At 72.5% G+C, this 24,301-nt stretch carries 24 protein-coding genes; 16 read left to right on the top strand and 8 right to left on the bottom strand.

Annotation, left to right across the window (positions count from 1 at the left end):
- Positions 1–14 precede the first annotated feature (14 nt).
- The 8 genes from VMR86_04170 to VMR86_04135 are packed head-to-tail and all read left to right on the top strand — an operon-like array spanning position 15 to position 7,211.
- Positions 15–290 (top strand): phosphopantetheine-binding protein, encoded by a 276-nt coding sequence (locus VMR86_04170; protein HTO06232.1) that lies wholly within the window; start codon positions 15–17, stop codon positions 288–290.
- Between the two features lie 13 nt (positions 291–303).
- Complete coding sequence (locus VMR86_04165; GenBank protein ID HTO06231.1) at positions 304–2,091, top strand: AMP-binding protein; 1,788 nt, start codon at positions 304–306, stop codon at positions 2,089–2,091.
- The gene (locus tag VMR86_04160; GenBank protein HTO06230.1) at positions 2,088–2,819 is read left to right on the top strand and encodes a glycosyltransferase family 2 protein; all 732 of its coding nucleotides are present in this window, start codon (positions 2,088–2,090) and stop codon (positions 2,817–2,819) included. The genes VMR86_04165 and VMR86_04160 overlap by 4 nt, the downstream gene beginning before the upstream one ends.
- A complete protein-coding gene (locus VMR86_04155; protein ID HTO06229.1) occupies positions 2,816–3,775 on the top strand; it encodes a lipid A biosynthesis acyltransferase in 960 nt (319 codons plus the stop codon). Before VMR86_04160 ends, VMR86_04155 begins: the two co-directional genes overlap by 4 nt.
- Positions 3,772–4,209, top strand: a complete 438-nt coding sequence (locus VMR86_04150; protein HTO06228.1) for a hypothetical protein — start codon at positions 3,772–3,774, stop codon at positions 4,207–4,209. Before VMR86_04155 ends, VMR86_04150 begins: the two co-directional genes overlap by 4 nt.
- Positions 4,206–4,931 carry a 3-oxoacyl-ACP reductase FabG gene (gene fabG, locus VMR86_04145; GenBank protein HTO06227.1) on the top strand — a complete coding sequence of 242 codons (726 nt, stop codon included), beginning with the start codon at positions 4,206–4,208 and terminating at the stop codon, positions 4,929–4,931. The genes VMR86_04150 and fabG overlap by 4 nt, the downstream gene beginning before the upstream one ends.
- Entirely contained in the window at positions 4,928–6,508 is a 1,581-nt protein-coding gene (locus tag VMR86_04140) for an NAD(P)/FAD-dependent oxidoreductase (protein ID HTO06226.1), read from the top strand. Before fabG ends, VMR86_04140 begins: the two co-directional genes overlap by 4 nt.
- Positions 6,501–7,211 carry a hypothetical protein gene (locus VMR86_04135; GenBank protein ID HTO06225.1) on the top strand — a complete coding sequence of 237 codons (711 nt, stop codon included), beginning with the start codon at positions 6,501–6,503 and terminating at the stop codon, positions 7,209–7,211. The genes VMR86_04140 and VMR86_04135 overlap by 8 nt, the downstream gene beginning before the upstream one ends.
- Here VMR86_04135 and VMR86_04130 read toward each other — a convergent pair.
- Genes VMR86_04130 through VMR86_04120 form a run of 3 tightly spaced genes read right to left on the bottom strand, consistent with a single transcriptional unit; the run spans position 7,208 to position 10,571 of the window.
- The gene (locus VMR86_04130; GenBank protein HTO06224.1) at positions 7,208–7,942 is read right to left on the bottom strand and encodes a beta-ketoacyl synthase chain length factor; all 735 of its coding nucleotides are present in this window, start codon (positions 7,940–7,942) and stop codon (positions 7,208–7,210) included. The two genes, VMR86_04135 and VMR86_04130, sit on opposite strands and share 4 nt — an antisense overlap.
- A complete protein-coding gene (locus VMR86_04125; protein ID HTO06223.1) occupies positions 7,939–9,144 on the bottom strand; it encodes a beta-ketoacyl-ACP synthase in 1,206 nt (401 codons plus the stop codon). The genes VMR86_04130 and VMR86_04125 overlap by 4 nt, the downstream gene beginning before the upstream one ends.
- Entirely contained in the window at positions 9,141–10,571 is a 1,431-nt protein-coding gene (locus tag VMR86_04120; GenBank protein ID HTO06222.1) for an amidase, read from the bottom strand. The genes VMR86_04125 and VMR86_04120 overlap by 4 nt, the downstream gene beginning before the upstream one ends.
- A gap of 64 nt (positions 10,572–10,635) precedes the next feature.
- On the opposite strand from VMR86_04120, the gene VMR86_04115 reads away from it, so the two are divergent.
- On the top strand, positions 10,636–12,336 hold the full coding sequence (locus VMR86_04115; GenBank protein HTO06221.1) for a hypothetical protein: 1,701 nt from the start codon (positions 10,636–10,638) through the stop codon (positions 12,334–12,336).
- Here VMR86_04115 and VMR86_04110 read toward each other — a convergent pair.
- The 3 genes from VMR86_04110 to VMR86_04100 are packed head-to-tail and all read right to left on the bottom strand — an operon-like array spanning position 12,315 to position 16,029.
- Positions 12,315–13,355 carry a serine hydrolase domain-containing protein gene (locus VMR86_04110; GenBank protein HTO06220.1) on the bottom strand — a complete coding sequence of 347 codons (1,041 nt, stop codon included), beginning with the start codon at positions 13,353–13,355 and terminating at the stop codon, positions 12,315–12,317. The two genes, VMR86_04115 and VMR86_04110, sit on opposite strands and share 22 nt — an antisense overlap.
- Positions 13,349–14,770 (bottom strand): DUF4139 domain-containing protein, encoded by a 1,422-nt coding sequence (locus tag VMR86_04105; GenBank protein ID HTO06219.1) that lies wholly within the window; start codon positions 14,768–14,770, stop codon positions 13,349–13,351. The genes VMR86_04110 and VMR86_04105 overlap by 7 nt, the downstream gene beginning before the upstream one ends.
- Complete coding sequence (locus VMR86_04100) at positions 14,767–16,029, bottom strand: radical SAM protein (protein HTO06218.1); 1,263 nt, start codon at positions 16,027–16,029, stop codon at positions 14,767–14,769. Before VMR86_04100 ends, VMR86_04105 begins: the two co-directional genes overlap by 4 nt.
- 150 nt (positions 16,030–16,179) lie before the next feature.
- On the opposite strand from VMR86_04100, the gene VMR86_04095 reads away from it, so the two are divergent.
- Positions 16,180–16,659 (top strand): DUF697 domain-containing protein, encoded by a 480-nt coding sequence (locus tag VMR86_04095; protein ID HTO06217.1) that lies wholly within the window; start codon positions 16,180–16,182, stop codon positions 16,657–16,659.
- Here the strand turns inward: VMR86_04095 and VMR86_04090 are convergent.
- The gene (locus tag VMR86_04090; GenBank protein HTO06216.1) at positions 16,656–17,495 is read right to left on the bottom strand and encodes an LLM class F420-dependent oxidoreductase; all 840 of its coding nucleotides are present in this window, start codon (positions 17,493–17,495) and stop codon (positions 16,656–16,658) included. The genes VMR86_04095 and VMR86_04090 overlap by 4 nt on opposite strands.
- 11 nt (positions 17,496–17,506) lie before the next feature.
- Entirely contained in the window at positions 17,507–18,382 is an 876-nt protein-coding gene (locus tag VMR86_04085; GenBank protein HTO06215.1) for a fumarylacetoacetate hydrolase family protein, read from the bottom strand.
- 45 nt (positions 18,383–18,427) lie between these two features.
- Between VMR86_04085 and VMR86_04080 the strand changes: the two genes are divergently transcribed.
- From VMR86_04080 to VMR86_04055, 6 genes are all read left to right on the top strand, one after another.
- Positions 18,428–19,639, top strand: coding sequence for a threonine ammonia-lyase (locus tag VMR86_04080; GenBank protein ID HTO06214.1), 1,212 nt, complete (start codon positions 18,428–18,430; stop codon positions 19,637–19,639).
- A gap of 10 nt (positions 19,640–19,649) precedes the next feature.
- Complete coding sequence (locus VMR86_04075; GenBank protein HTO06213.1) at positions 19,650–20,849, top strand: cytochrome P450; 1,200 nt, start codon at positions 19,650–19,652, stop codon at positions 20,847–20,849.
- 5 nt (positions 20,850–20,854) lie between these two features.
- Positions 20,855–21,739, top strand: coding sequence for a DUF692 family protein (locus VMR86_04070; protein ID HTO06212.1), 885 nt, complete (start codon positions 20,855–20,857; stop codon positions 21,737–21,739).
- Positions 21,736–22,521: a hypothetical protein gene (locus tag VMR86_04065; protein ID HTO06211.1), complete on the top strand. Its 786-nt coding sequence runs from the start codon at positions 21,736–21,738 to the stop codon at positions 22,519–22,521. Before VMR86_04070 ends, VMR86_04065 begins: the two co-directional genes overlap by 4 nt.
- A gap of 5 nt (positions 22,522–22,526) precedes the next feature.
- Positions 22,527–23,048, top strand: a complete 522-nt coding sequence (locus VMR86_04060) for a DUF1993 domain-containing protein (GenBank protein ID HTO06210.1) — start codon at positions 22,527–22,529, stop codon at positions 23,046–23,048.
- A 50-nt stretch (positions 23,049–23,098) separates the two neighbouring features.
- A partial coding sequence (locus VMR86_04055; protein ID HTO06209.1) for a sulfatase-like hydrolase/transferase occupies positions 23,099–24,301 on the top strand: 1,203 nt, incomplete at its 3' end.

Raw genomic sequence — 24,301 nt, 5'->3', positions numbered from 1 at the left:
GCCAGGAGAGAACCGTGCCCCCCGCAGTTCCGACCTCGCGACAAGAGATCCAGGCGCGTCTGCTCGCGATCCTGACGCGCGAGTTCGACATCGACGCAGCCGAGATCTCCCCGGAGACCGACCTGCAGGACGATCTCGACTTCGACAGCCTCGACGGCGTGGCGCTGGCCGGCTGGATCGAGGAGGAGACCGGCCTCGCGCTCTCGGACGGCGACATCGAGCAGATGCGGACGATCGGCGAGATCGTGGAGCTCGTGCACGAGCGCGTGAGCACGGCGAGGCGCGCCTGAGGCGCTGCGCGTCGTGAGCGACCCCACTGCCGCGCCGCGCTTCGTCCCGCTCGGGGAGCTACTCGCCGCGGGCCGCGACCCGCGCGCGCTGGTCGCTTTCTCGCGCGGGGGCGAGCGCACCTTCGCCGACTTCGCGGGCCGCGTGGCAGCGCTCGCGCAGGCGCTCAGCGCGCGGCGCGCCTCGCGCTGGCTCTTGTTCTCGGAGGACAGCTACGCGTTCGCGGTCGGGCTGTTCGCGCTGGCCCACGCCGGGGCGCGCGCGCTGATCGCCCCCAATCGCCAGAGTCAGACGCTCGCGGAGCTGGCGCTGCACGCCGAGGGAGCGCTGGTCGACCCGGGCATCGGCGAGTCGGAGCTCGCGCGCCTGCCGCGGCTCGACCCGCTGGGCGCGGAGCCCGAGCGCGCGCCGCGCTTTCGAGCGCTCGACCCGGCGCAGGGGCTCGCGGAGCTCTCGACCTCGGGCACGACCGGGCCGGGCAAGGCGGTGCCCAAGGCGCTGGGTCACCTCGATCGCGAGGTCGCGGTCCACGAGCAGCTGTTCGGCGCGCGCCTCGGGCCGCGCACGCGCGTGTTCGCGACCGTGTCACACCAGCACCTGTACGGGCTCTTGTTCCGGCTCTTGTGGCCGCTCGCCTCGGGGCGCGCGTTCTGCTCGGAGACCTTCCTGCACCTGGAGGAGCTCTTCCCGCGCATGCGCGAGGCCGGTGAGTTCGCGCTGGCGACGACGCCGGTGCACCTGCGCCGCATGCGCGCCGACGCCGAGCTCCCGAGCCTGCGCGCGGGCGTGCGCGCGGTGTTCTCGTCGGGCGGGCCGCTAGACCTCGACGTGGCGCGCGACGTGGCCGAGCGGCTGGGCCAGGCGCCGCTCGAGATCTTCGGCTCGACGGAGACCGGCGGCGTGGCGTGGCGCGCGCAGGACGTGGCCGGTGAGTCGGCCGCCTGGCGCGCGTTTCCGGGAGTCACACTGGCGCTCGAGCCCGCGGAGCAGCGGCTCAGCGTGCGCTCGCCCTACGTGAGTCAGGGCTCGACCACGGGCGCCGGCGACCTGCAGGAGCTCGTGATGGGCGACCGCGCCGAGCTCGTGCCGGGCGGGTTCCAGCTGCTGGGCCGCGCGGACCGGATCGTGAAGGTCGGCGAGAAGCGGCTGGCGCTGCCCGAAATGGAGTCGCAGCTGCGGGCGCACCCGTGGGTCGCGGACGCGGCGCTGCTGGCCTTCGACGTCTCGGGCGACGCGCGCGTGGGCGCGGTGCTGGCGCTCAGTGACTCGGGCGAGGCGGCGCTCGCGGAGCGCGGCCGGCGCGTAGTCGGCGCGAGCCTCGCGGAACACCTCGCCGACTACTGGGACCGGGTGCTCCTGCCGCGGGCCTGGCGCTACGTGGACGAGCTGCCGCGCGACCCGCAGGGCAAGACCTCGCGCGCGGCGCTCCTGGCGCTGTTCGAAGAGGGCACAGAGCGCGGCGCCGTGCTCGCGCCCGTGCTGCTCGGCGAACGGCGCGAGGCGCGCAGCCTCTCGCGCGAGCTGCGCGTGCCGCCGGACCTGGCCTTTCTCGACGGCCACTTCCCGAGTCACCCGGTGGTGGCCGGCGTGGTGCAGGTGCACTGGGTGATGCTGGCCGCGCGCGAGCTCGTCGGCCCCGGCTTCCGCGCGCGCTCGATCGAGGGCCTGCGCTTCCGCGAGCTGTTGCTGCCCGGCCAGGCCTTCACGCTCGAGCTCGAGCTCTCGGCGGCGGGTGACTCGCTCGGCTTCCGCCTGCAGGACGGGGCGCGCGTGTTCTCGTCGGGCAAGGTGGTGCTGCGGTGAGGCCGTGCGCGCTGATTCCCTGCTACGAGCACGGCGAGCCGCTGCGCGGCGTGCTCGAGTCGATCGCGCCGTTCGACCTGCCGTGTCTCGTGATCGACGACGGCAGCGGCCCCGACACGCTGCGCCGGCTCGACGCGATCGAGCGCGAGCTGCGCTTCGTGCGCGTGGAGCGATTGGTCCCCAACCGCGGCAAGGGCGCGGCGCTGAAGCGCGGCTTCCGGCTCGCGGCGGACCTGGGCTTCACGCACGCGATCACGCTCGACGCCGACGGCCAGCACGAGGTCGCGAAGATCCCCGCGTTCCTCGAGGCCATGCGCAAGGACCCCGACGCCATGGTGCTGGGCGAGCCGGTCTTCGACGCCAGCGCCCCGCGCTCGCGCATCTGGGCGCGCCAGCTCTCGCGGGTCGCGATCTGGCTCGCCACGCTCTCGTTCGACGTGCGCGACCCGCTGTGCGGCATGCGCGCCTTCCCGCTGTCGCTCGCGCTCGAGGTCGCGCGCGCAGGCGTCGGGAACCGCATGGAGTTCGATCCCGAGTTCGCGGCGCGTGCCGTGTTCGCGGGCGCACCGGTGCGCAACGTGCCCGTGCGCGTGGTCTACCCGCCCAACGGTCTCTCGCACTTCGACGTGGGCCGCGACTTCCCGGTCATGGGCGCGACCTACCTGCGCCTGTGGCTGGGCATGCTCGCGCGCGCGCCGCAGCTCATGCGCCGCTGGAGTGAGTCGTGACTGCGCCGTCGGCCTGGGCGCAGAAGAGCGAACGCGGCAATTGGGGCTGGCTGCGCTTCGGGCTCTGGTCGTACCGCAAAGGCGGCCGGCCGCTGCTCATGCTGGTGCTGGTGCCGATCACGGCCTACTTCGTGGTGCTCGACGCCGTGTGCCGGCGCTCGTCGCGCGAGTGGCTGCGCACGGCGTTCGCCACCCCCGCGGGCCGCGCCGCGCTGCACCGGCGGCCCGGCCTGTTCCGGACCTGGCGGCACGTGTTCGGCTTCTCGGGCGTGGTGGCCGACCGGATGATCCTCTGGGCCGGCGGCGGCGACGCGTTTCACATCGATCACCGCGGCGGCGAGCGCCTGCTCGAGCTGGCCAGCCAGGGCCGCGGCGCCATCCTGGTGGGCGCGCACCTGGGCAGCTTCGACATGCTGCGGCTGATCGCGGGTCAGTACGGACTGCGCGTGAACGTGCTGATGTTCACCGAGCACGCGGAGCGCGTGAACCAGTTCTTCGAGTCACTCGGCGGCGGCAGCCGCGTGCGCGTGATTCCGGTGGACCCGGGCTCGGTCCAGAGCGCGTTCGAGGTCAAGGCATGTCTCGAGCGCGGTGAGTTCGTGGGCATCCTGGCGGACCGCGTGCACCCGGGCGGCCGCGAGCGGCCCGTGGCGCTGCCCTTCGCCGGCCGGCCCGCGGCCTTTCCGCTCTCGCCGTTCCTGCTGGCGGTGGTGCTCGGTGCGCCCGTGTTCCTGTCGCTCTGCCTGTGCACGGGCTGGCAGCGCTACTTCGCGGTGACCGAGCCGCTGTTCGAAGGCGGGCGCGTGCCGCGCGACATGCGCGAGAAGGCGGCGCAGGAGCTGCTCGAGGCCTGGGTGCGCCGGCTCGAGCACTACGCGCTCGAGAACCCGATGCAGTGGTTCAACTTCTACGATTTCTACGGCGACGGCCTGCGCGCGCTCGAGCTCGCGCCGTGAGCGCCTTGCCCCCGCTCGACCGCCTGCTGCCGCAGACCGGGCCCATGCGGCTCCTGTCTCACGTGGTCTCGCACACGCGCGCGGAGACCGTGTGCGCGGTCGATCGCTCCGGGTCCGAGCTGTTCCGCGATCCGAGCGGCAGCGTGCCGTCGTGGGTCGCGCTCGAATACATGGCGCAGTGCGTGTGCGCGCTCGGCATGCTGCTCGACGGGCTCGACACGCCCAAGCCGGGACTCCTGGTCGGCGCCAAGCGCCTGGTGCTGCACGTCGACGAATTCGCGCCCGACGAGTCACTGCTGGTGCACGCGCGCATCCTGCAGCGCATCGGGCGCCTGGCCTCGCTCGAGTGCGAGCTGCGCGCCGGTGGTGAGCTGCTCGCCGAGGGGACGCTGTCGGTGTTCGTGCCCGACGCGCTGCCGGGAGTCGGCGGGTGACTCGCCGGGCGCTGGTGACCGGCGCGAGCCGCGGGATCGGCCGCGCCTGCGCGCTCGGCCTCGCGCGCGCCGGCTTCGACGTGGCGCTCGGCTTCCAGAAGAACGCCGAGGCGGCGCAGGCCGTCGAGAAAGAGCTGCGCGCGCTGGGGCGGGAGGCCGCGCTCGTGCCGTTCGACGTGGCCGATCGCGCCGGCGCGGCGGCGGCGCTCGAGCGCGACCTCGCTGCGCACGGCCCGTACTGGGGCGTGGTGCTCGCGGCGGGCATTCACCAGGACGCGGCCTTCCCGGCGCTCTCGGGCGAGGCCTGGGACCGCGTGATCGGCGCGAACCTGGGCGGCTTCTTCAACGTGCTGCGCCCGCTGGTCATGCCGCTCGTGCGGCTGCACGACGGCGGGCGGATCGTGGCCATCTCCTCGGTGGCCGCGCTCGCGGGCAATCGCGGGCAGGTGAACTACGCGGCCTCGAAGGCGGGTCTGCACGGGGCGACCAAGGCGCTCGCGCTCGAGCTCGCCAAGCGCGCGATCACGGTGAACTGCGTCGCGCCGGGGCTGGTCGAGACCGAGATGCTGGCGGGCGCGCCGGTCGACGAGCTGCGGCGCATGATCCCGATGCAACGGCTCGGCCGGCCCGATGAGATCGCCTCGCTCGTGGTGTATCTGTTCTCGGAAGGCGCAGGCTATCTCACGGGCCAGGTGATCTCGGTGAACGGGGGCATGATTTGAAGGCGGCGCAGGCGACCGACGTCGACGTCGCGATCATCGGCGGCGGGCTCGCGGGCAACCTGCTCGCGCGCCAGCTCACGCGCAGTGCGCCCGGGCTGCGCATCGCGCTGTACGAGAAGTCGCGCGAGACCCACTGGAAGGTCGGTGAGTCGGTGGTCGAGATCGGGAGTCACTACCTGGTCAAGCGCCTCGGCTTGTCGCGCTACCTGTACGACCGGCACTTCCCGAAGAACGGCCTGCGCTACTTCTTCGACGACGAGCGGCGCTCGCTCCCGCTGTGGGAGATGAGCGAGATCGGGCCGGTGAACCTGCCGTTCCACCCCTCGTTCCAGATCGACCGCATGCGGCTCGAGAGCGACCTGCTCGCGTCGAACCAGCGCGCGGGCGTGCACGTCGAGCTGGGCGTGCGCGCGCGGCCGCTCGAGGTCGGCAGCGGCGGCGCGCCGCACGTGCTGGAAGTCAGCGGCGCAGGCTCCGCGCGCCGGGTCAGCGCGCGCTGGCTGGTCGACGCGGCGGGCCGCGCCGACGTGCTGGCGCGCGCGGTCGGCTTGCGGCTGCGCGAAGACACGCACCGCCTGGGCTCGGTGTGGGGCCGCTTCGAGGGCGTGGCCGACGTGGACGACCTGGGCCCGGAAGCCTGGCGTGCGCGCGTGCGGCACTCCTCGCGCTTCCTGTCGACGATCCACTTCTTCTACCCGGGCTACTGGATCTGGTTCATCCCGCTGCACGACGGAGTCACGAGCGTCGGAGTCACCGGCAAGACCGGCTTCGAAGAGCGCGCGCTGCGCACGCCGGAAGGCTTCCGCCGCTTCCTCGACGGCCACGCCGCGGTGGCCGACCTGCTGCGCGATGCCAAGGCGCTCGACCAGGGCAGCTACACGCAGATCGCGTACTCGACCGAGCGCTACTTCTCGCGCGACCGCTGGGGACTCACCGGCGAGGCGGCGACCTCGGCCGACCCGCTGTACAGCCCGGGCACCGACTTCATCGCGCACGAGAACGACTTCCTGTCGGAGCTGATCCGGCGCGACTTCGAGGGCGAGGATCCGGCCGAGCTCGCCGAGCGCACCGACCTGTACGACCGCTTCATGGCCTTCCGGCACGAGGCCACGCTCTCGCTGTACCGCAACCTGTACGAGACCTTCGGCAGCTTCGAGCTGGGCAAGCTGAAGTGGGACTTCGACATCGGCTGCTACTACAACCTGTGGGTGACTCCGTACGTGCGCGACGAGCACCTCGACCCGCGCTGGCTGCGCCGCCAGCTGCGCATGGCGCCGCTGATCCTGCGCGCGCTGGGCAACTTCAACGGCTTGTTCGGCAAGGTCGCCGAGTCACTCAAGCGGCGCGGCGAGTTCTACCGCAAGAACCGCGGCGAGTTCACGCCCGGCCTCGACCACCTCGACTTCCTGCAGCGCGTGGGCACGCCGCGCACGCGCCGCGAGGTGCTGGAGAAGACCGAGGCGATCTTCAACGACGTGCGCCGGCGCGCGCTCGCGCTCCTGGGCCCCGACGCGCGCCACGCGCCCGAAGAGCAGCTGCCGCTGTCGGCGCTGCTCTCTGCCGAGTCCCTTGACTGACTATCGCCTGGCCCGCGCGGCGCTCCTCGCGGGGCTCGCCTTCGCCGCGATCGCGATCGGCTTCCCGCTGTTCGCCGAGTGGGTGATCGGCCGCTTCGGCGTGCGCGCGCTGGCGGCGACCATGATCGGCGTATCGCTCTTGTGTCTGCGGCCGGTGAGCTCCGCGCTGCCCAGCGAGCTGTCATTCCGCACGCTCGACACCGCGGGGCTGTTCGCGCTGGCCGCCGCTGCACTCGCCACCGGCGAGCGCACGTTTCTCTTGCTCTTGCCCGCGTGGCTGTATCTCGCGCTGGCGCGCATCGCGCTCGCCAGCCTGCGGGGCGGCGGCTCGGCGATCGAGCGCTTCGTGCGCCAGATGCAGCCCTACGCGCCCGACTTCATCCGGCCCTACTGCCGGCAGGTGACTCTCTTGTGGGCGGGCCTGTTCGCCGCGAACGCGCTCGCGATCGCGGCGCTCGCGCTGTTCGCGCCGCTCGGCTGGTGGCACGCCTGGACGGGCTGGGTCACGTGGGCCGCGTTCGCGGCGATCACCGCCGTGGAGTTCGTGGTGCGCAAGGCGCACTTCCGCATCTACGACGGCGGCCCGATCGACTCACTCTTCGAGCGTGTCTTCCCCGCCGAGCGCACCGAGATGGGCCGCCGGGCCAGCGCCTACAAGCTAGAGATGCGCCGCTCGCTGGGCATGCCGGAGCGCCGCCACTAGACGCGCGTCCAGCGCGCCCGGTTGGCGCGGTTCGGCTGCTCTAGTGACTCGTCGCCCGAGAGCCACCAGCGCAGGAACTCGAGCGCGGGCGGCCACGGCGGGGGGAGCAGGGTGCCGGTGCGACCCTGGGACGCGAGCTCGAGATCGAGGCCGGGCCCGCTGCCCGGCGCCGCGATCTGCACCGCGAGCGCGTAGGGCGTCGCGGCCTCGGCGACGAGCGGCGCGAAGGTGTCGGCGAGCGGCACGTCGCCGATCACCACCAGTACCGGCTCCGACGGGTCGCGCTCCAGGAAGCACAGCGCCTCGAGCCAGGCTGCGGTCCAGCTGTCCTCCTGGGCCGAGAGCGAGCTCGACGCGGCGCGGTTGCCGGCGGCGATGGAGAACAGACCGGCCTGGGCGTTGTGCACGGTGTGACTGAAGGTCGCGGGCGAGAGCTTCTCGCGCCGCACCACGTTCTCGAGCAGGCCGATCGACTCGTTGATGCTGCCGTGGCGCGACGAGAACACCGTGCGCAGGCGCGCCAGCTCGTCGGGCTCGGCGGCGCCGAACGCGGCCGTGAGCATGGTCCGGGTGAGCGGCGTGCAGCGGCGGCGCAGCATGGCGGGCAGGAACTTGGCGTCGGGTGCGCCCGTCGCGGGCAGCGGCGCGGGTGACTTGGCCCAGGCCTCCCAGGCCGCGGCCGAGTCGAGGCCCGGCGCCCAGGCGGACCAGCGCAAGAGGGAGGCCTTCACGGCGAGTCACTCCGGCCCAGGATCAGCGTGCAGTTGTTGCCGCCGAAGCCGAACGAGCTCGTCATCACGGCGCTGCGCGGGCCGAACACGGCGCGCGCGCCTTTCTCGGTGAGTCGGATGGGCGCCAGCTCGGGGTCGCGCGCGCCGTCCCACACGTGTGGCGGCAGCGCGGCCTCGCCGGCGCGCATTTCGGCCAGCACGAGCCAGCAGAACGCCGCCTCGATGGCTCCCGCCGCGCCCAGCGTGTGACCGACCAGCGGCTTGGTCGAGCTGCACGGCAGCTCGCTGCCGAGCACGCGCGCCACCGCCGCCGACTCCATGGCGTCGTTCTGCGGCGTGCCCGTGCCGTGCAGGTTGAGATAGGCGATGTCGGCGGGAGTGAGTCCCGCGTCGGCGAGCGCACCCTGCATGGCGGTCTCGGCGCCACGGCCTTCGGGGTCGGGCGCCGACATGTGGTGCGCTTCGCTCGAGTCACCGACGCCCAGCAGCTGGATGCCGCCCGGCTCGCGCGTCACCAGGAAGAGCACGCCCGCCTCGCCCAGGGTGAGCCCGTCGCGGTTGCGGCTGAAGGGGTTGGTGACTCCCGCCGAGAGCGCGCCGAGCGCCGCGAAGCCGTTGGTCGTGAGCCCGCACAGCGAGTCGGCCGCGCCCGAGATCACGGCGTCGCACAGACCCAGGCGGAGCAGCGAGCGCGCCGAGGCGAGCGCGCGCGCGCCCGACGAGCAGGCGGTCGACAGCGTGTAGGCGGGGCCGCGCGCGCCGGCGGCTTCGGCCACGAAGCGCGCGAGCCCGCCGAACTCGAGCTGGTCGTAGTGGAACTCGTGCGCGAGCACGCCCGTGCGCTCGCGGTGCGCGATCGCGGCCTCGGCGTCGCCCACGCCCGAGGTGCTGGTGCCCACGACGACCCCGACCCGCCCCTGGCCGAAGCGCGCGATGGCCGCGCTCACTTCGCCGCGGATGGCTTCCAGGGCCGCGAGCGCGAGCCGATTGTTGCGGCAGGCGAAGCGTTCCAGGTTCGGCGGGATCTCGGGCAAGGTCTCGTTCACCGCGCCCAGCCAGAGCGACCGCTCCGGCACGAGTGACTCGTTCAGCGTGAGCCGCGTCGCGTCACCCGCCGCGAGCCGTGCCGAGACCTCTTCCAGCGCGCCGCCGAGCGCGCTGACCTGGCCCAGCGCCGTGAGTCTGCAGGGAGGGCGGCTCATCCCACCCCGGCCACCTTCGGCCGGCGCTCGAACCAGGGCTGCGCCGCCTCGAGCTGGCCCGCCAGCCGGAACAGAGTGGCTTCGTCGCCGAAGCGCGCGCCGAACTGCACGCCGATCGGCATGCCGTCGGACGCCGTGCCCAGCGGCACGCTCATCGCCGGGTTGCCCGCAGCGTTGAACAGCGACGTGTAGCCGACGCAGCGCGAGAGCCGCGCGCCGTAGGCGGCGTCCGGCGTGTTCGAGAGCGCGAGCTCGCCGATGCGCGCCGTCTGCATGGCCATGGTCGGCGTGAGCAGCACGTCGAAGCGCGTGAAGAAAGCTTCGAACGCCCGCGACAGCGCGTGGATCGTCTTCACCGCGCGCGCATAGTCCGCGGCCGTGGCGGGCCGCGCCGCCAGGACCAGCATCAGGGTCACCGGCTCGAGCAGGTCGGGGCCGAGCGTCTTGCCCTGCGCGGCCGCCGCGTCCTCGGTCACCGCCTGGATGTTCGCGCCCATCAGCACCTGGGTCGCGCGGCCCAGCGCCGCGCGGTCGAAGCCGAACGACGCCTCTTCGACCTTGTGACCCAGTCCCTCGCACAGGCGCGCCGCGTCGCGCGCGGCGGCGGCGCACTCGGGGTCGGTGGGTGCGCCGTTGAAGGTCTCGGTCTGCAGGGCGATGCGCAGGCTGCCGGGCGCGCGAGTCACCTCCTCGAGGTAGGGCCGCGCGGGCGCCGGAGCCTGGTAGGGCGCGCCGAGGTCGGGGCCCTGCGTGGCGTCGAGCAGCGCCGCGCTGTCGCGCACCGAGCGAGTCACCGCGTGCGCCGTGCTCATGCCGCCCCAGCCCTCGCCGGAATGCGGGCCCATGGGATTGCGCGCGCGCGTGGGCTTCAGGCCGAACAGCCCGCAGCACGCCGCGGGAATGCGGATCGAGCCGCCGCCGTCGCTCGCGTGCGCCGCGGGCAGGATCCCCGCCGCCACGGCGGCGGACGCGCCCCCGGACGAGCCACCCGAGGTGCGCTCCAGGTTCCATGGGTTGCGCGTGGCGCCGAACAGGATCGACTCGGTCGTGGCCGTGGCGCCGAGCTCGGGCGAGGTCGTGCGGCCGAAGATCACCAGGCCCGCGCGCCGGTAGCGCGCCACCAGCTCGCTGTCGACGTCCGACACGTGCTGGGCGAACAGCCGCGAGCCGAAGGTGAGTCGCTCGCCCGCCAGGTGCGCGTGCAGGTCCTTCAGCAGGAAGGGCACGCCCCGGAACGGCCCCGCGGGCGGCGCTTCGCGCAGCTCCTTGCGCGCCCGCGCCTCCCACAGCATGTGCACGGCGTTCAGGGCCGGGTTCCGAGCGGACACACGCGCCAGCGCCGCGTCGAGCAGCTCGTCCGGACTCACCTCGCCCTTGCGCACCAGCTCCGCCAGGCCCAGGGCGTCGTAGCTCTCGTATTCCCGCATCGGGCAATTCTAACCGGTTATTCCCTTTGGTAGATTCCCGGGCCCTCCGATTCGTGAGGAGCCGGTGGAGCGCCAGAAACCCGATACCGAGACCAACGAGATCGCCCTCTATCTGCGCACCGTGTACTCGCTGTTGCGCAGCACGGGCGAGGTCCGGGTGCGCGCCTTCGAGGAGGCGCACTCGTTCTCGAATGCCAGTCTGCACGTGGGCGCGCGCGACGCCGCGCCCGACATCGGCGCCTTCGGCTACGCGGCCGCCCGGCTGCCCGAGTGCATGCCGCAGGTGCAGCGCGTGGTGCTGGGCCAGTCCGACGAGACCTTCGCCAACTTCGGCTTCCCGACCCACGCCTGGCGGCGTGTGCGTGCGCGCGGCCGGCGGCGGCTCTTGCGTTGGGACGGCGCGGGCACGCTCGCGGCCTACGTGGCGAGTAACTCCGACATCGACGACCTGATCCCCATCCTGACCGCGTACCAGATCGAGTGGAACAAGATGCACGAGCTGCTCGCGGCGCGCGCGTCTGCCGGTGACCCGGCGGCGAAGCCGGCGGCGGCCGCCGCGCTCGGCATCTCCGAAGCCGATTTCGCGCGCCTGCGCGAGGCCCTGGGCAATGACTCGGAGGCGACGCTGCGGAGCCTGGCCGCGGGCCGGCTCGACCTGCGCGTGCGGCTGCTCGCGGGCTCGTTCTCGGCCTACCAGCGCGCCGCGGAGCAGTGGTGGCAGGGCATCGAGCGCGACTACGTGCGCGACCCGTCCGCGCCGCGCCCGCCGGTGTACTTCGTATCGTCGAACACGCACTCACTCGCCAACCTGCTCGGCGGCTACGCGCTCGCGCACCGCGACGTGATCGTGGCTGCGGCGCGCCGCACCGCGCGCATCGACTTCCTGCCCGAGCTCGAGCGGCAGCTGGCCGACGGCTCGCCTGCCGCGCCGAACCTGTTGTACTTCGCGCTGCGCGACTACATCCACAGCGACCCCGGGGCGCTGGCGCGCGTGCAGCACTGGGACGCGGAATCGGGCATCAGCAACGCCGAGGCCACGGCGCAGATCGACGTGCAGGCGCAGCTGGTCGAGCTGCGCCACGTGCGGCCCGAGCGCCTGGACCCGCGGCTGCGCATGCCGGGCCTCGAGAGACTCGCCGAGAGCGACGCCTGGATCATCAACATCGACTACCCGCTGGGCCTGGCCGCCTACCACCTGCTCGCGCGCGTGGGCCAGGGCGCGGGCCCCCTCTTGGGCGTCTACGTCATGGGCAAGGCGGCGACGCTCAACGGCCAGGTGGGCGACGTGATGATCTCGCGCGTCGTGCACGACGAGCACTCCGACAACACCTACCTGATCCGCAACGCCCTCGGCTTCGAGGACCTCGCGCCCTGGCTCGAGCACGGCAGCGTGCTCGACAACCAGAAGGCAGTCACCGTGCGGGGCGCGTTCCTGCAGAACCCGAACTACATGGGCGTGTTCTACCGCGAGGGCTACACGGTGCTCGAGATGGAGGCGGGGCCGTACCTGTCGGCGATCTTCGAGCTGGTCGACCCGCGGCGACACCCGAACGACGAGGTCGTGGTGCTCTCCGAGCGCACGGGCTTCGCGGTCGGCGTGCTGCACTACGCTTCGGACACGCCGTACAGCCGCCGGCAGTCACTCCTGTCGAAGAGCCTGGGCGCGTTCGGCACGGACTCGACCTACGCCTGCGCGATCGCGATCACGCGCCAGATCCTGGCGAACGAGATCGAGCGGGTGAGTCAGAGGCCGAGGTCGTCGTAGACCGCCTCGAGCACCGGCGCGATGCGCGCGCGGTTCTCGGGCTCGCTGACGAAGCCGTTCCAGGCCAGCGCCACGGCGAGATCGTGCGCGGGGTCGGCGAAGGCGACCGAGCAGCCGAAGCCCGCGTGGCCGAAGGCGCGCGGCGAAGAGCGCGGACCGTACCAGGCCGAGCCGGGCCCGTGTTCCTTGGAGTCGAGCACGAAGCCGAGCCCGCGATTCAAGGTGAGTCCCAGGCCGCGGTCCGAAACGCCGCGCAGCGCGCACGCGCTCAGTGACTCGAGCGTCTCGCCGCGCAAGAGCGGCGCGCCGCCGCCCGCGAGCGCCGCGTAGAACGCCGCCAGCGCGCGCGCCGTGCCCCAGCCGCTGCCGCCGGGCCGGCAGACCGCCATGCCCTCGGCCGACCCGTTCCAGGCCCAGAACTCGTGCGGGCGGGCGATGCGCGCGCGCTGAGCCGCGTAGTCCTCGGCCGACATCCCCACCCAGAAGTCACTCGTGCCCAGCGGCGCGAAGATCGCCTCGCGCACGTAGTCGGAGTAGCTGCGGCCGTCGCGGCGGCGCACGATCTCGCCCAGCACGTACCAGGCCGAGGCCACGTGGTACTCGCAGTCGACGCCGAGCCGGCGGTCCGGCTCCGGCGCCGCCGCGCAGATCTTGGCGAGAATCTCGTCCCAGGTCTCGCGCGACCACTGCCGGTGCGCATTGGGGATGCCCGCGGTGTGAGTCAAGAGATGGCGCAGCGTGATCTCGCCCTTGCCGGCTGCGGCGAACTCGGGCACGTGCGCCGCCACCGGGTCGTTCAAGCCCAGCAGCCCGCGCTCGGCGAGCTGCCCGAGCGCCACGGGCATGAGGGGCTTGGTCGACGACATCCAGAGCACGATCGAGTCCGTGCGCATCGGCGTATCCGGCCGCGCCTGGCCGAGCGCGAGCTCGGCCCGCTCGCCGCGGCGCGCCACCGCGAGCTGCGCGCCCGCGGCGTTCGCGCGCTCGAGCGCCGCGCGCGTGCGCGCAAGCGTCAGCAATTGCGCACGCGCACCCGGTACTCGACCCGCGTCGTGCCGTTCGCCGGCACCGGGACGTGGAAGCTGAAGGTGTTCGCGTCCTCCTTCACGGGCTTGTGACTCGAGCTCACGACCTCCCAGTCACTGCCCGCCGGCTCGATCACGTCGACCTCGACCGCCTCGGTCTTGTGGTTGCGCAGGTCGATCTGCCACGACGACTCGGAGCGGCACTTGTCGATCACCTTGTACTCCATCTGGCGCCGCTCACCGATCACGTCGAAGGCGTCGCCCACGCGGATGCGCAGCTTCTCGTCCTTGGGCGTGTGGTCGATCTGGTCCTCGCCCAGGAACTGGCGCCCGCCGGTCGAGTCGCGCTTGTACACGCGCACGATGCCCTTGGGCAGCGGCATGCCGAGGTGGTCCGACTCCCTGTTCTCGAGCTCGAGACTCACCTCGACCTTCGACGGCAGTGTCTGCCCGCCGAAGGCCGACCCGTACCAGTAGCGCTGGCCGCGGAAGGTGAGCTTCTTCTTGAGCTTCACGCCCGACGCCTCGAGCAGCGCGATCTGCTTCTGCTCGTTCTCGAGCAGCGTCGCCGGGCGCTCGAGCGTGTACAGGTGGTACTCGAACAGGCCCTCTTCCTGGAACGCTGGCGCCGCGGCCTCGGCCTTGGCGTAGGCGCGCATCGGCCTGTCCGCCGGGACGGCGTTCTGCACGCGGTGCACGTCGCCCGCCACGAGCTGCAGCTTCGCGTTCTCGAACTCGGCGCCGCTCCTGTTGTCGAGCGTGACCCAGCCGTTCAGGTCACCGGTCGTGTCGGCCGCGTCGACCACGAGCACGTAGTCGGCCTTCCAGGTCAGGTCCGATGCGAGATAGGAGACCTCGACCTTGGGCTTGTCGCCGCCGCTCTCGAGCAGCCACACGAGCGAGGGATGCGAGATCAGGTTCTTCGGGATCTCGGGGAACGAGATGCGCCCGGGGAAGCCCCAGGTGATCTCGTCGCCGACGCGCAGGATCGGCGGCGGGCCCGCGGAGAGCACGGTCGCCTCGCGTTCCTCGTCGCGGCCCTTGAGCTCGCTCCAGCGCAGCACGCGCACGTTCCGGCCCACGTACTTCTCGAGCAGCTTCTCGGGCGCGAGCAGGTCGTAGCGGTAGTTCTGCTCGAGCACGCGCAGGCTGCCGGGGCCCAGCCCGTGGATCTGCACGGTCTCGGGCTGGATGGTCCTGGCCACGCCCGCGAACTCGAGCTCGGCGCGGCCCTTGGCGAGCGGCAGCGTGCGCGTCTCGCGCACCAGGCCGAAGCCGCTCGAGTACACGGTGACTCCCAGGTCGGCGCGCTCTTCGGGGCTCGAGCGCACGTGGACCGCGGGCGGCTCCTCGGCGGCGGCGGAGAGGGCGAGCAACGAGACACAGAGCAGAGGCGTGAGTCGTTTCATGCCCCGGAAGCTAGCTCGTCGGCCGGGGGATTGAAGTAACCAAATCGTAAATTCGGCGCGGCCTGCCGGATGCGCTCCAAGAGCGCCCGCATGCCCAGGCGCGGCGCGCGCGGGCGGCCGGCGTAGAGCTCCATGTACCAGTCGGGGTCCACGTTCAGGCAGCGCCACTGGATCATGCCCAGGCCGGTTTCGCGCGCGAGCTCGAGCAGTGACTCGGCCTCGTCGGCGCGGTCGCTGATTCCCGGGAACGACAGCAGGTTCAAGGACGTGAACAGCCCGCGCGCGCGCGCCACGCGCAGCGACTCGACCACGTCGGCGAAGCGGTAGGTGCGCGGGCGGTAGTAGGGCGCGTAGGTCTCCTCGCGCGCGCCGTTGGTCGAGACGCGCACGCTGTCGAGGCCCGCGTCGGCCAGCCGGGCCAGCGCGTCGGGCCGGCTGCCGTTGGTGTTCAAGTGCAGCGAGCCGCGGCGCGTGCGCGCGCGGATGGCGCGGATCGCCTGCTCGATGCGCTCGGCCTCGAGCAGAGGCTCGCCTTCGCAGCCCTGACCGAAGCTCACCATGGCGCGCGGCGCGCGTTCCAGGTGGGGCACGGCCAGCTCGAGGATCTCGTCCAGCGTGGGCTTGAAGTCCAGCCGCGTCTGCGGCGAGGGAACGGTGCCCGCGGGCTGCTCCGAGATGCAGCCGAGACAGGCCGCGTTGCACGAGCGCGCCAGCGCGATCGGCGCTTCGAAGCGGCCGAGGAACAGGTTCTGCGCGTTGGGACAGCCCCACTCGAGCGCGCAGCGCTCGCCGTGGTGGCGCACGAGCCGGTTCTCGGGCAGGCGGCGCTTCCAGGCAGTCACCCGGCGCTTCACCTCGTCGCGCGAGAAGGCCTGCGGGTCGTGCTTGGGGTCGTCGTCGACGCGCCGCGCCGCGGCGCAGATGCGCCCGCGGTGCCAACACACGGCGGTGTAGGCGTAGAGGGGGAGCAGGGGCGCGCCGGGCTCGCGCCGGAAGGCGGACAGCGCGAGCGCCGTCCAGCCGGGCGGCAGGAAGGCCGCGACCGCGAGTGAGTCGTCCTGCGCCGCGCGCTTCTCGCCGTCGAACGCCCAGGGCGTCCGCGCGGGCAGGAACAGGAGCTCGCTCGCCTCGGGCAGCGGCACGAGATCGGCGGGGTCCAGCGCGAACAGGTCGTTGCCCGCGCGCGCCGCGGCGCGCAGACCGGGCAGGTCGACGATCTCTCCGGAAGCGTTGGCGACGAGCGGGCGGGGGCCGGCCATGGGCGTTCGAGGTTTGCGAACCTCCGGCCGTTCCGCCGCCCCGGCCCTGCGCTGTCGCGCGCGCGCTGCACCCGGGCACTCGCGCCGGCGCTCGGCGTGGCCCGCACGGCGGGCACGTGGGTTGCTCCAGGGTCCGGCCGAGGAGGACTCATGACCCAGCACGAACGCGCGGACGAGCTGATCCACAACCACGTCGCCGGCGCCGCGGCGGCCGCGGCGATCCCCCTGCCGCTGATCGACCTGGTCGCGGTCACCGCCGTCCAGCTGTCGCTCATGCGGCGCCTGGGGCGCCTGTACGGCGCAGAGGTCGGCGTCGACGCGGCCGGCGCCGTGGGCGTGGGCCTGTTCGGCGCGCTCCTGCCGCGCGTGGCGGCGAGCGCGCTCAAGATCCTGCCCGGGATCGGCACGATCGGCGGAGCGGTCGCGCAGTCGGCGCTCTCGGGCGCGACCACCTGGGCGCTCGCACAGTCCATGCGCGACCGCCTCGAGCGCGGCGCGCTCGACCCCGACACGCGCGCGCACTCCGACGTGACCCGCAGCCTGGCGCGCGCGGAGCGGCTGCGCCGCCGCGGTCTGCTCACGGAAGAGGAATATCTCCGGACGCGCGACGAGTTGTTGTCGGCGCTCTAGCCGACTCTGCGGGCCAGCTCGGCGAGTGAGTCGAGCCGCGGCAGCGCCTTGTCGCTCGCCTCGGGCGGGACCATGAACACCGCCCGCGCGGCGCCGTTCTCGCGCAGCGCCTCGAGCTCCTTCTGGTCGGGCGCCGCGGCGAAGATCGTGAGCTCGAGTGACTTCCGGCGGCCGGCGTCGTCTGCCGCCTGCCAGAATTCGGGCAGGCGCTTCACCAGGTGCTTGGGGATGTGGATCGGCATCCAGCCGTCCCCGTACTCGATGGCGCGCCGCGCGCCGCCGGGCCAGCCGCCGCCGACCAGCAGCGGCGGGTGCGGCTTCTGCACGGGCTTGGGCCAGGCCATGATCGGCTCGAAGTCGACGAACTTGCCGTGGTACTCGGCCTTGGACTGGGTCCAGATCTCCTTCATGGCCGCCACGCGCTCGCGCATGAGCGAGAGCCGCGTCTTGTACACGGTGCCGTGGTCTTCCATCTCCTCGGCGTTCCAGCCCGCGCCGATGCCGAACAGGAATCGACCGTTCGACACGCGATCGAGCGTGGCCACGTCCTTCGCGGTCTGGATCGGATCGCGCTGCACCACGAGACACACGCCGGTCGCGAGCTTCAGGTTGCGCGTGACCGCGGCGGCCGCGGCCAGGCCCACGAACGGCTCGTAGACGTCGTAGTACATCTTCGGCAGGTCGCCTCCGCCCGGGAAGGGCGTGCGGCGCGAGGCGGGAATGTGCGAGTGCTCGGGAAACCAGAGTGACTCGAAGCCGCGCGCCTCGCAGGCCGTGGCCAGCTCGGCGGGCTGGATCGAGTAGTCGGTCGGGAACATGGCGATGCCGTATTTCATGGTTCGTTCCTCTAGAAGCGGGCCGTCTCTTCGGGCTCGGCCACGATCTCGTTGCGCAGCTCTCCCAGGCCGTCGATCTCGACCCGCACCACGTCGCCCACCTTCAGGAAGCGGGCCGGCTTCATCGAGACCCCGACACCGGACGGTGTACCGGTCGCCACCACGTCGCCGACCTCGAGCGTGAACGCGGTCGACAGGTGCTCGACCAGCGCGTAGCAGTCGAAGATCAGCTCCTTCGTGTTCGAGCGCTGGCGTTCCTCGCCGTTCACGAAGGTGCGCACCCCCAGGCCGTGCGGGTCGCCGACCTCGTCGGCCGTGGTGAGCCACGGCCCCAGCGGCCCGTGCGTGTCGAACGACTTGCCGATCGTCCAGGTCGGGATGCGCAGCTGCCAGTCGCGCACGGACACGTCGTTCGCCACGAGGTAGCCGGCGATCACTTCGGGCGCGCGGCGGCGCGGCACGTGGCGGCAGCGCTTGCCGATCACGAACGCCAGCTCGCCCTCGTAGTCGAGCGCGCTCGAGACGCGCGGCAGGTGCACCTCGTCGTAAGGGCCCACGACGCAGGTCGACTGCTTGTTGAACAGCGTGGGGAACTTGGGTGACTCGAGCCCGCTCTCCGCCACGTGGTCGGCGTAGTTCAGCCCGATCGCGAGATACTTCGGCGGGCGCAGGATCGGCGACTCGAGCTTGACCTCGGCCAGCGGGATGCGCGCCGCACTGCCGGCCGCGACCTCACCGGCGCGCTGCCGCGCACGCGGGCCGGCCGCGAGAAAGGCGACCAGCTCCCGCGGCAGCTCGGGCGCAGCGGCGGCCAGGTCGACCAGCTCCTCGCCGCGCACGACGCCGATGCGGGTCGAGCCCGCCTGTGTGAACGTCGCCAGCCTCATTCCTGCTCCCCTCCGAGCGAGCGCGGCCAGTATACACTCCGACCGATGGGTGAGATCTCACTGGCCGACGTCCGCGACGCGGCCGACGCGCTGCGTGGCCACGTCGAGCGCACGCCCTGCCTGCACTCGCGCACCCTGTCCGAGATCGCGGGCTGCGAGCTGTGGCTCAAGTTCGAGAACCTGCAGTTCACGGCTTCGTTCAAGGAGCGCGGCGCGCTCAACAAGCTGCGCGCGCTCTCCGCCGAGCAGCGCGCGGCGGGAGTGATCGCGATGTCGGGCGGCAATCACGCGCAGGGCGTGGCCCTGCACGCGCGCCGGCTCGGCATCCACGCCTGCATCGTGATGCCGCGCTTCACGCCCAGCGTGAAGGTCGAGCAGACGCGCGCGCTCGGCGCGGAGGTCGAGCTCGTGGGCGAGAGCGTCGAAGACGCGGCGGCGCGCGCGGCCGAGATACAGCGCGAGCGCGGCGGCGTGTTCGTCCACCCCTACGACGACGCGCAGGTGATCGCGGGGCAGGGGACCGTCGCGCTCGAGATGCTCGAAGACGCGCCGGAGCTCGACGCGCTGGTGGTGCCGGTCGGCGGAGGCGGGCTGATCTCGGGCTGCGCGCTGGCTGCGCGCGCGATCTCGCCGAAGATCGAGGTGTACGGCGTGCAGGCGGCGCGCTTCCCGTCCATGAAGCAGGCGCTGGAAGGCGCGCCGATCCGCTGCGGCAGCTCGACGCTCGCGAACGGCATCGCGGTGAAGGCTCCGGGCTCACTCACTCTGCCGATCGTGCGCAGGCTCGTGCGCGAGATACTGCTGGTCGAGGAGGAGGCGCTCGAGTCTGCGCTCTTGCTCCTGCTCGAGGTCGAGAAGACCGTGGCCGAAGGCGCCGGCGGGGCGGCGCTGGCCGCGCTGCTCGCGCATCCGAGCCCGTTCGCCGGCAAGCGCGTCGGGGTCGTGATCAGCGGCGGGAACATCGACATGCTGGTGCTGTCGCACGTGATCGAGCGCGGGCTCGCGCGCACCTCGCGGCTGGCGCGACTGCTGGTGCGCATGCGCGACGTGCCCGGCGAGCTCGCGGCCATCTCGCGCGTCATCGCGGAGAGCGGCGCGAACGTGGTGCAGGTGCTGCACGAGCGCGCCTTCGCGCGCGCGCCGTCGTCCGAGGTCGAGGTCGAGTTCGTGATCGAGACGCGCGGCGCGGACCACCTGCGCGACCTGGTGGCGCGGCTCGCGAGCTCCGGTCACGAGACGCGCGCCGAGCCGCGCTAGAATTGCCGCCATGTCGGATGACTTCTTCTTCAATCCGTTCGACGAGGCGACGCGCCGCGATCCGTTCGCTCTGTACGCGAGGGGCCGCGCGCGCCGCGCGTACCGGCACCCCGGCCTGCCCGTGGTGTCGATCTTCCGCTACGCGGACGTGATCGAGGTGCTGCGCGACGCGAGTCTGTTCTCGAACGTGTTCCCGCCGCCTCCGGGCCTGGGCCCCGAGGACATGCTGCCGCCCAACATGCTGGGCACCGATCCGCCCGAGCACGAGCGGCTGCGCGGGCTCGTGAACCAGGCCTTCACGCCCAAGATCATCCGCCGGCTCGAGCCGCGCATGGAGGAGATCGCCGAGTCACTGCTCGACGCGGCGCTGCGCGAGCGGCGGGTCGACCTGGTCCAGGCGCTGACCTACCCGCTGCCGGTCACGGTGATCGCCGAGATCATCGGCGTGCCGCCCGAGGACGGGCCGAAGTTCAAGCACTGGTCCGACGAGCTCGTGGCGTCGCTCGGCGCGGGCCTGCTCGGCCCGCCGCCGCCCGAGCAGCTGGCGCACACGCAGTCGGTCGTGCGCGAGCTCGCGGCCTACTTCGAGACACTGGTCGAGCTGCGCCGCGGCGAGCCGAAGGAGGACCTGCTCTCCGGTCTGGTCGCGGCCGAGCTCGAAGGCAGGCACCTCTCGTTCGACGAGCTGGTGCAGATGCTGATCCTGTTGCTCGTGGCGGGCAACGAGACCACCACCACGCTGATCGGGAACGTGGCGCTGACCTTGTTGGCGCACCCCGACGAGCTCGCGCGCGTGCGCGCGGAGCCGGAGCGCATTCCGTCGGCGATCGAGGAGGTGCTGCGCTACTCGTCGCCGGTGCAGATCGACCCGCGCTGCGCGACCGCCGACACGGAGCTGTGTGGCGAGAAGGTGACCAAGGGCGAGGTCGTGATCTCGTGGCTCGGCGCGGCGAACCGCGACGAGTCGGCGTTCAAGGACCCCGAGTGTTTCGACACCGCGCGCAAGGAGAACCGCCACCTGGCGTTCGGCTTCGGGACTCACTACTGCCTGGGCTCGAACCTGGCGCGGCTCGAGGCGCAGACGGCGCTGCGCGTGCTGCTGCGCCGCACGCGCGACTTCCGCCTGGCCAGCTCCGATCCGCTCCCGCTGCACCGGAGCTTCGTATTCCGCAGCTTCACCAAGATCCCGCTGGAGCTCGAGCCGGCCTGACCGCGGTGGCGCTCGATCCGTTCGCGCCCTTCGAGTCACGCGTGCGCGGCCTGCCACGGCTCGGGCTCGGCATCTCGACCGAGTTCGGCTCCGCGGAGACGGGGCTCGACCCGCTGGCGCTGCGCCGCGCGCGGCCCGAGCTCGCGCAGTTCCTAGAGCTCGGTGTCGACCTCGAGCGCGGGCTCGACGGGACCGCGCGCGCCTGGTGCGCGGCGGGCTGGCCCGTGACCTACCACTTCCTCGACGGGAACCTGGAGGAGTCGGAGAGTCTCTCGGACGCGTGGCTGGCCGCGGTGCGCGCGCTGGCGCACGAGACCGGCGCGGCCTGGGTGTGCGGCGACGCGGGCCTGTGGCACCTGGGCCCGCGCGATCGCGGGCACGGCGTGCTGGCGCCGCCGATCCTGTGCGCCGACTCGGCGCGCGCCATGGCCGACAACGTGCGCCGCGCGCGCGAGTCACTCGGCCTGGAGCTGCTGCCCGAGAACCCGCCCGCGCACGTGTATCTGGGCGATCTCCACCTGCTCGACTACTTCGCGCGCGTGGCCGACACCGCGGACTCGGGCCTTCTGCTCGACGTGGCGCACCTGGCGATCTACCAGCGGGTGAGCGGTCACCGGCCGCTGGACGGGCTCGACGGCTATCCGCTGGAGCGCGTGCTCGAGATCCACGTCGCCGGCGGGCGCGAGTTCGAGCACGGCGGCCGCCACTTCGTCGACGACGCGCACGGGCCCGAGCCGCTGCCCGATACCTGGCAGATCCTGGCGCACGTGCTGCCGCGCGCGGCGCGCTTGCGCGCGCTGGTCTTCGAGTGCGAGCGCAACAGCCAGGCGGAAGTGATTCCGGGCTTCGAGCGGCTGGCGCGGGCGCTCTCGGGAGGAAGCGCGCCGTGATCGACCATCGGCGCCTGCAGCGCGCGCTGTTCCGCCTGCAGCTCGACCCGGGCTGGCGTCCGGGCGAGCACGAGCTCGGCGCCGGTGAACGCGCCCTGCTCGCGGCGGCCCATCCGGCCGGCCTCTCGGCCGATCCGGGCGGACGGCGGCGCGCCCAGTTCCTGCGCAACGTGAGCGGCGAGTTCGCGCTCTCGCTGGCGGTGACGAAGGACGGGGCGCTCGCGGAGCGCTTCACCAGCTCGCGCGAGTTCCACGACGCCGTGACCTCTGACTCGAGCCTGCCGCTGGCCTTCGGGGAGTATCTGATCCGCGCCGAGGCCGGGCCGCTGGCCGCGCTGGAAGCCGCACTGGCGCGCGCCCGCCGCGCGCGGCGCGCCGTGCCCCGGCTCGCGCCGGACGAGCTCGTGCTCGCGCCCTGGGCCGAGCTGCTGGAGCTTCCCGCCGGAACGCTCGCGGCCGCGGAGCGGGTGCGCGCGGCGCTCGACGCGGGCGACCCGACACCGATCGGTGTCGAGATCGCCGGTGCGGGCAGTGAGACGCTGCTCTTGCGCCGCGAGCCCGAGCCCGCGCCGTTCCGGCTCGCCTCGGTCGAGGTCGAGCGTCTCTCGCCCGCGCTCGCCGCGCTGCTGGCGCGCGCCGAACGGCCGCTCGACGCCGGAGCGCGCGCCCGAGAGGCCCGCGCCGCCGGCCTGACAGTCACCGAGCTCCATGAGATCATCGCGGGCCTCGTCGCCGACCGGATTCTCGTCGGGGGCGAGGCATCACACACCACCGGGAGATGATCCACATGGCCATTCCGCTCTACGACGCGACCGTCGCCTCGTTCCAGCAAGTGCTCGGCGCGGTCGCCGGCTACCTCGAGAAGGGCCGCAAGCACTGCGAGGCGAAGGGCATTTCGCTGCCCGAGCTGGTCGAGACGCGGCTGTATCCCGACATGCTTCCCTTCCGCTTCCAGATCATCGCCGTGGCCCACCACTCGAAGGGCGCGCTGGCGGGCGCACAGGCCGGGCTGTTCAAGCCGCCGGCGGGGCCGATGGACCAGGACTACGCGGGGCTCGAGAAGGTCGTCGCCGATGCGCGCGCCGAGCTCTCGAAGCTCTCGCGCGAGACGGTCGAAGGGCTGCAGGGCAAGGACGTGGTGTTCCAGCTCGGTGACTTCAAGATGCCCTTCACCGCCGAGGGCTTCCTGCTGTCGTTCTCGCTGCCCAACCTGCATTTCCACGCCACCACGGCGTACGACATCCTGCGCATGAAGGGCGTGCCGCTGGGCAAACGCGACTACATGGGCGCGATGAGGCTGAAGACCTGAGGAGACGCTCAGTGGGCTACCGGCATCCATCTGGAGAAGCGTTCGAGGGCGTGATCGGGCGGACCGTCGCGGAGTCGAAGCCCTGGTGGCCGACGGCGCCGTTGCCCAAGGGCTCTCCGGACGTGGTGGTGGTCGTGCTCGACGACGCGGGCTTCGCGCACTTCGGCTGCTACGGCTCGACCATCGACACACCGAACATCGACCGGCTCGCCGCCCGGGGCCTGCGCTTCACGAGCTTCCACACCACCGCGCTGTGCTCGCCGACGCGCGCCTCGCTGCTCACCGGCCGCAACCCGCACGCGGTGCAGATGCGGGGCATCTCGAACATGGATTCGGGCTTCCCGAACATGCGCGGCGCGGTGCCGAGCTCGGCGGCGACGCTGGCCGAGGTGCTGCGCGCGCACGGCTACGCGACGTTCGCGACCGGCAAGTGGCACCTCGCGCCCATGTCGGAGTGCACCGCCGCCGGGCCCTACAAGAACTGGCCGCTGCAGCGCGGCTTCGACCGCTTCTACGGCTTCATGCAGGGGGAGACCGACCAGTTCCACCCCGAGCTCACGCGCGACAACTCCATGATCGATGCGCCCGCGCGGCCCGACTACCACGTGTCGGAGGACATCGTCGACCAGTCGATCGGCATGATCCGCGACCAGGTGTCACTCGTGCCGGAGCGGCCGTTCTTCCTGTATCTGGCGTTCGGCGCGACTCACTCGCCGCACCAGGCGCCCCGCGCATATCTCGAGAAGTACCGCGGCCGCTTCGACGCGGGCTGGGACGTGGTGCGGGAGCAGTGGTTCGAGCGCCAGAAGGCGCTGGGCGTGATCCCGCGCGACACCCGGCTCGCGCCGCGCAACCCGGGCGTGCGGCCGTGGACCGAGCTGTCCGAGAACGAGCGGCGCTTCGCCGCGCGCCTGCAGGAGGCCTACGCGGCCTTCCTCGACCACACCGACGCCCAGATCGGCCGGCTGGTCGAGTTTCTCGCGGGCATCGGCCGGCTCGAGAACACGCTCCTCCTGGTGCTGTCCGACAACGGCGCGAGTCAGGAGGGCGGGGCGACCGGCACGCTCGACGAGATGCGCTGGTTCAACGGCATGGTCGAGGACGTCGACGCGGCCGTGCGCCGGCTCGACGACATCGGCGGGCCGAACAGTCACAGCAACATCCCGTGGGGCTGGGCCCAGGCGGGGAACACGCCGCTCAAGTGGTACAAGCAGAACACCCACGGCGGCGGCGTGCGCGATCCGCTGATCGTG

The sequence above is a fragment of the Myxococcota bacterium genome (genome assembly GCA_035498015.1).
Classification (GTDB): Bacteria; Myxococcota_A; UBA9160; order SZUA-336; family SZUA-336; genus VGRW01.
Note: the sequence above shows the minus strand (reverse complement) of the source record. Positions and strands in the feature narration are given on the sequence as shown.

Bases quoted from the DNA above. Each gene is read 5' to 3' on its own strand.
- VMR86_04075 (HTO06213.1), top strand. From the start codon at position 19,650: ATGTCGGATGACTTCTTCTTCAATCCGTTCGACGAGGCGACGCGCCGC.
- VMR86_04125 (HTO06223.1), bottom strand. From the start codon at position 9,144: ATGAGCCGCCCTCCCTGCAGACTCACGGCGCTGGGCCAGGTCAGCGCG.
- VMR86_04095 (HTO06217.1), top strand. From the start codon at position 16,180: ATGACCCAGCACGAACGCGCGGACGAGCTGATCCACAACCACGTCGCC.
- VMR86_04105 (HTO06219.1), bottom strand. From the start codon at position 14,770: ATGAAACGACTCACGCCTCTGCTCTGTGTCTCGTTGCTCGCCCTCTCC.
- VMR86_04060 (HTO06210.1), top strand. From the start codon at position 22,527: ATGGCCATTCCGCTCTACGACGCGACCGTCGCCTCGTTCCAGCAAGTG.
- VMR86_04090 (HTO06216.1), bottom strand. From the start codon at position 17,495: ATGAAATACGGCATCGCCATGTTCCCGACCGACTACTCGATCCAGCCC.
- VMR86_04085 (HTO06215.1), bottom strand. From the start codon at position 18,382: ATGAGGCTGGCGACGTTCACACAGGCGGGCTCGACCCGCATCGGCGTC.
- VMR86_04100 (HTO06218.1), bottom strand. From the start codon at position 16,029: ATGGCCGGCCCCCGCCCGCTCGTCGCCAACGCTTCCGGAGAGATCGTC.
- VMR86_04120 (HTO06222.1), bottom strand. From the start codon at position 10,571: ATGCGGGAATACGAGAGCTACGACGCCCTGGGCCTGGCGGAGCTGGTG.
- VMR86_04080 (HTO06214.1), top strand. From the start codon at position 18,428: ATGGGTGAGATCTCACTGGCCGACGTCCGCGACGCGGCCGACGCGCTG.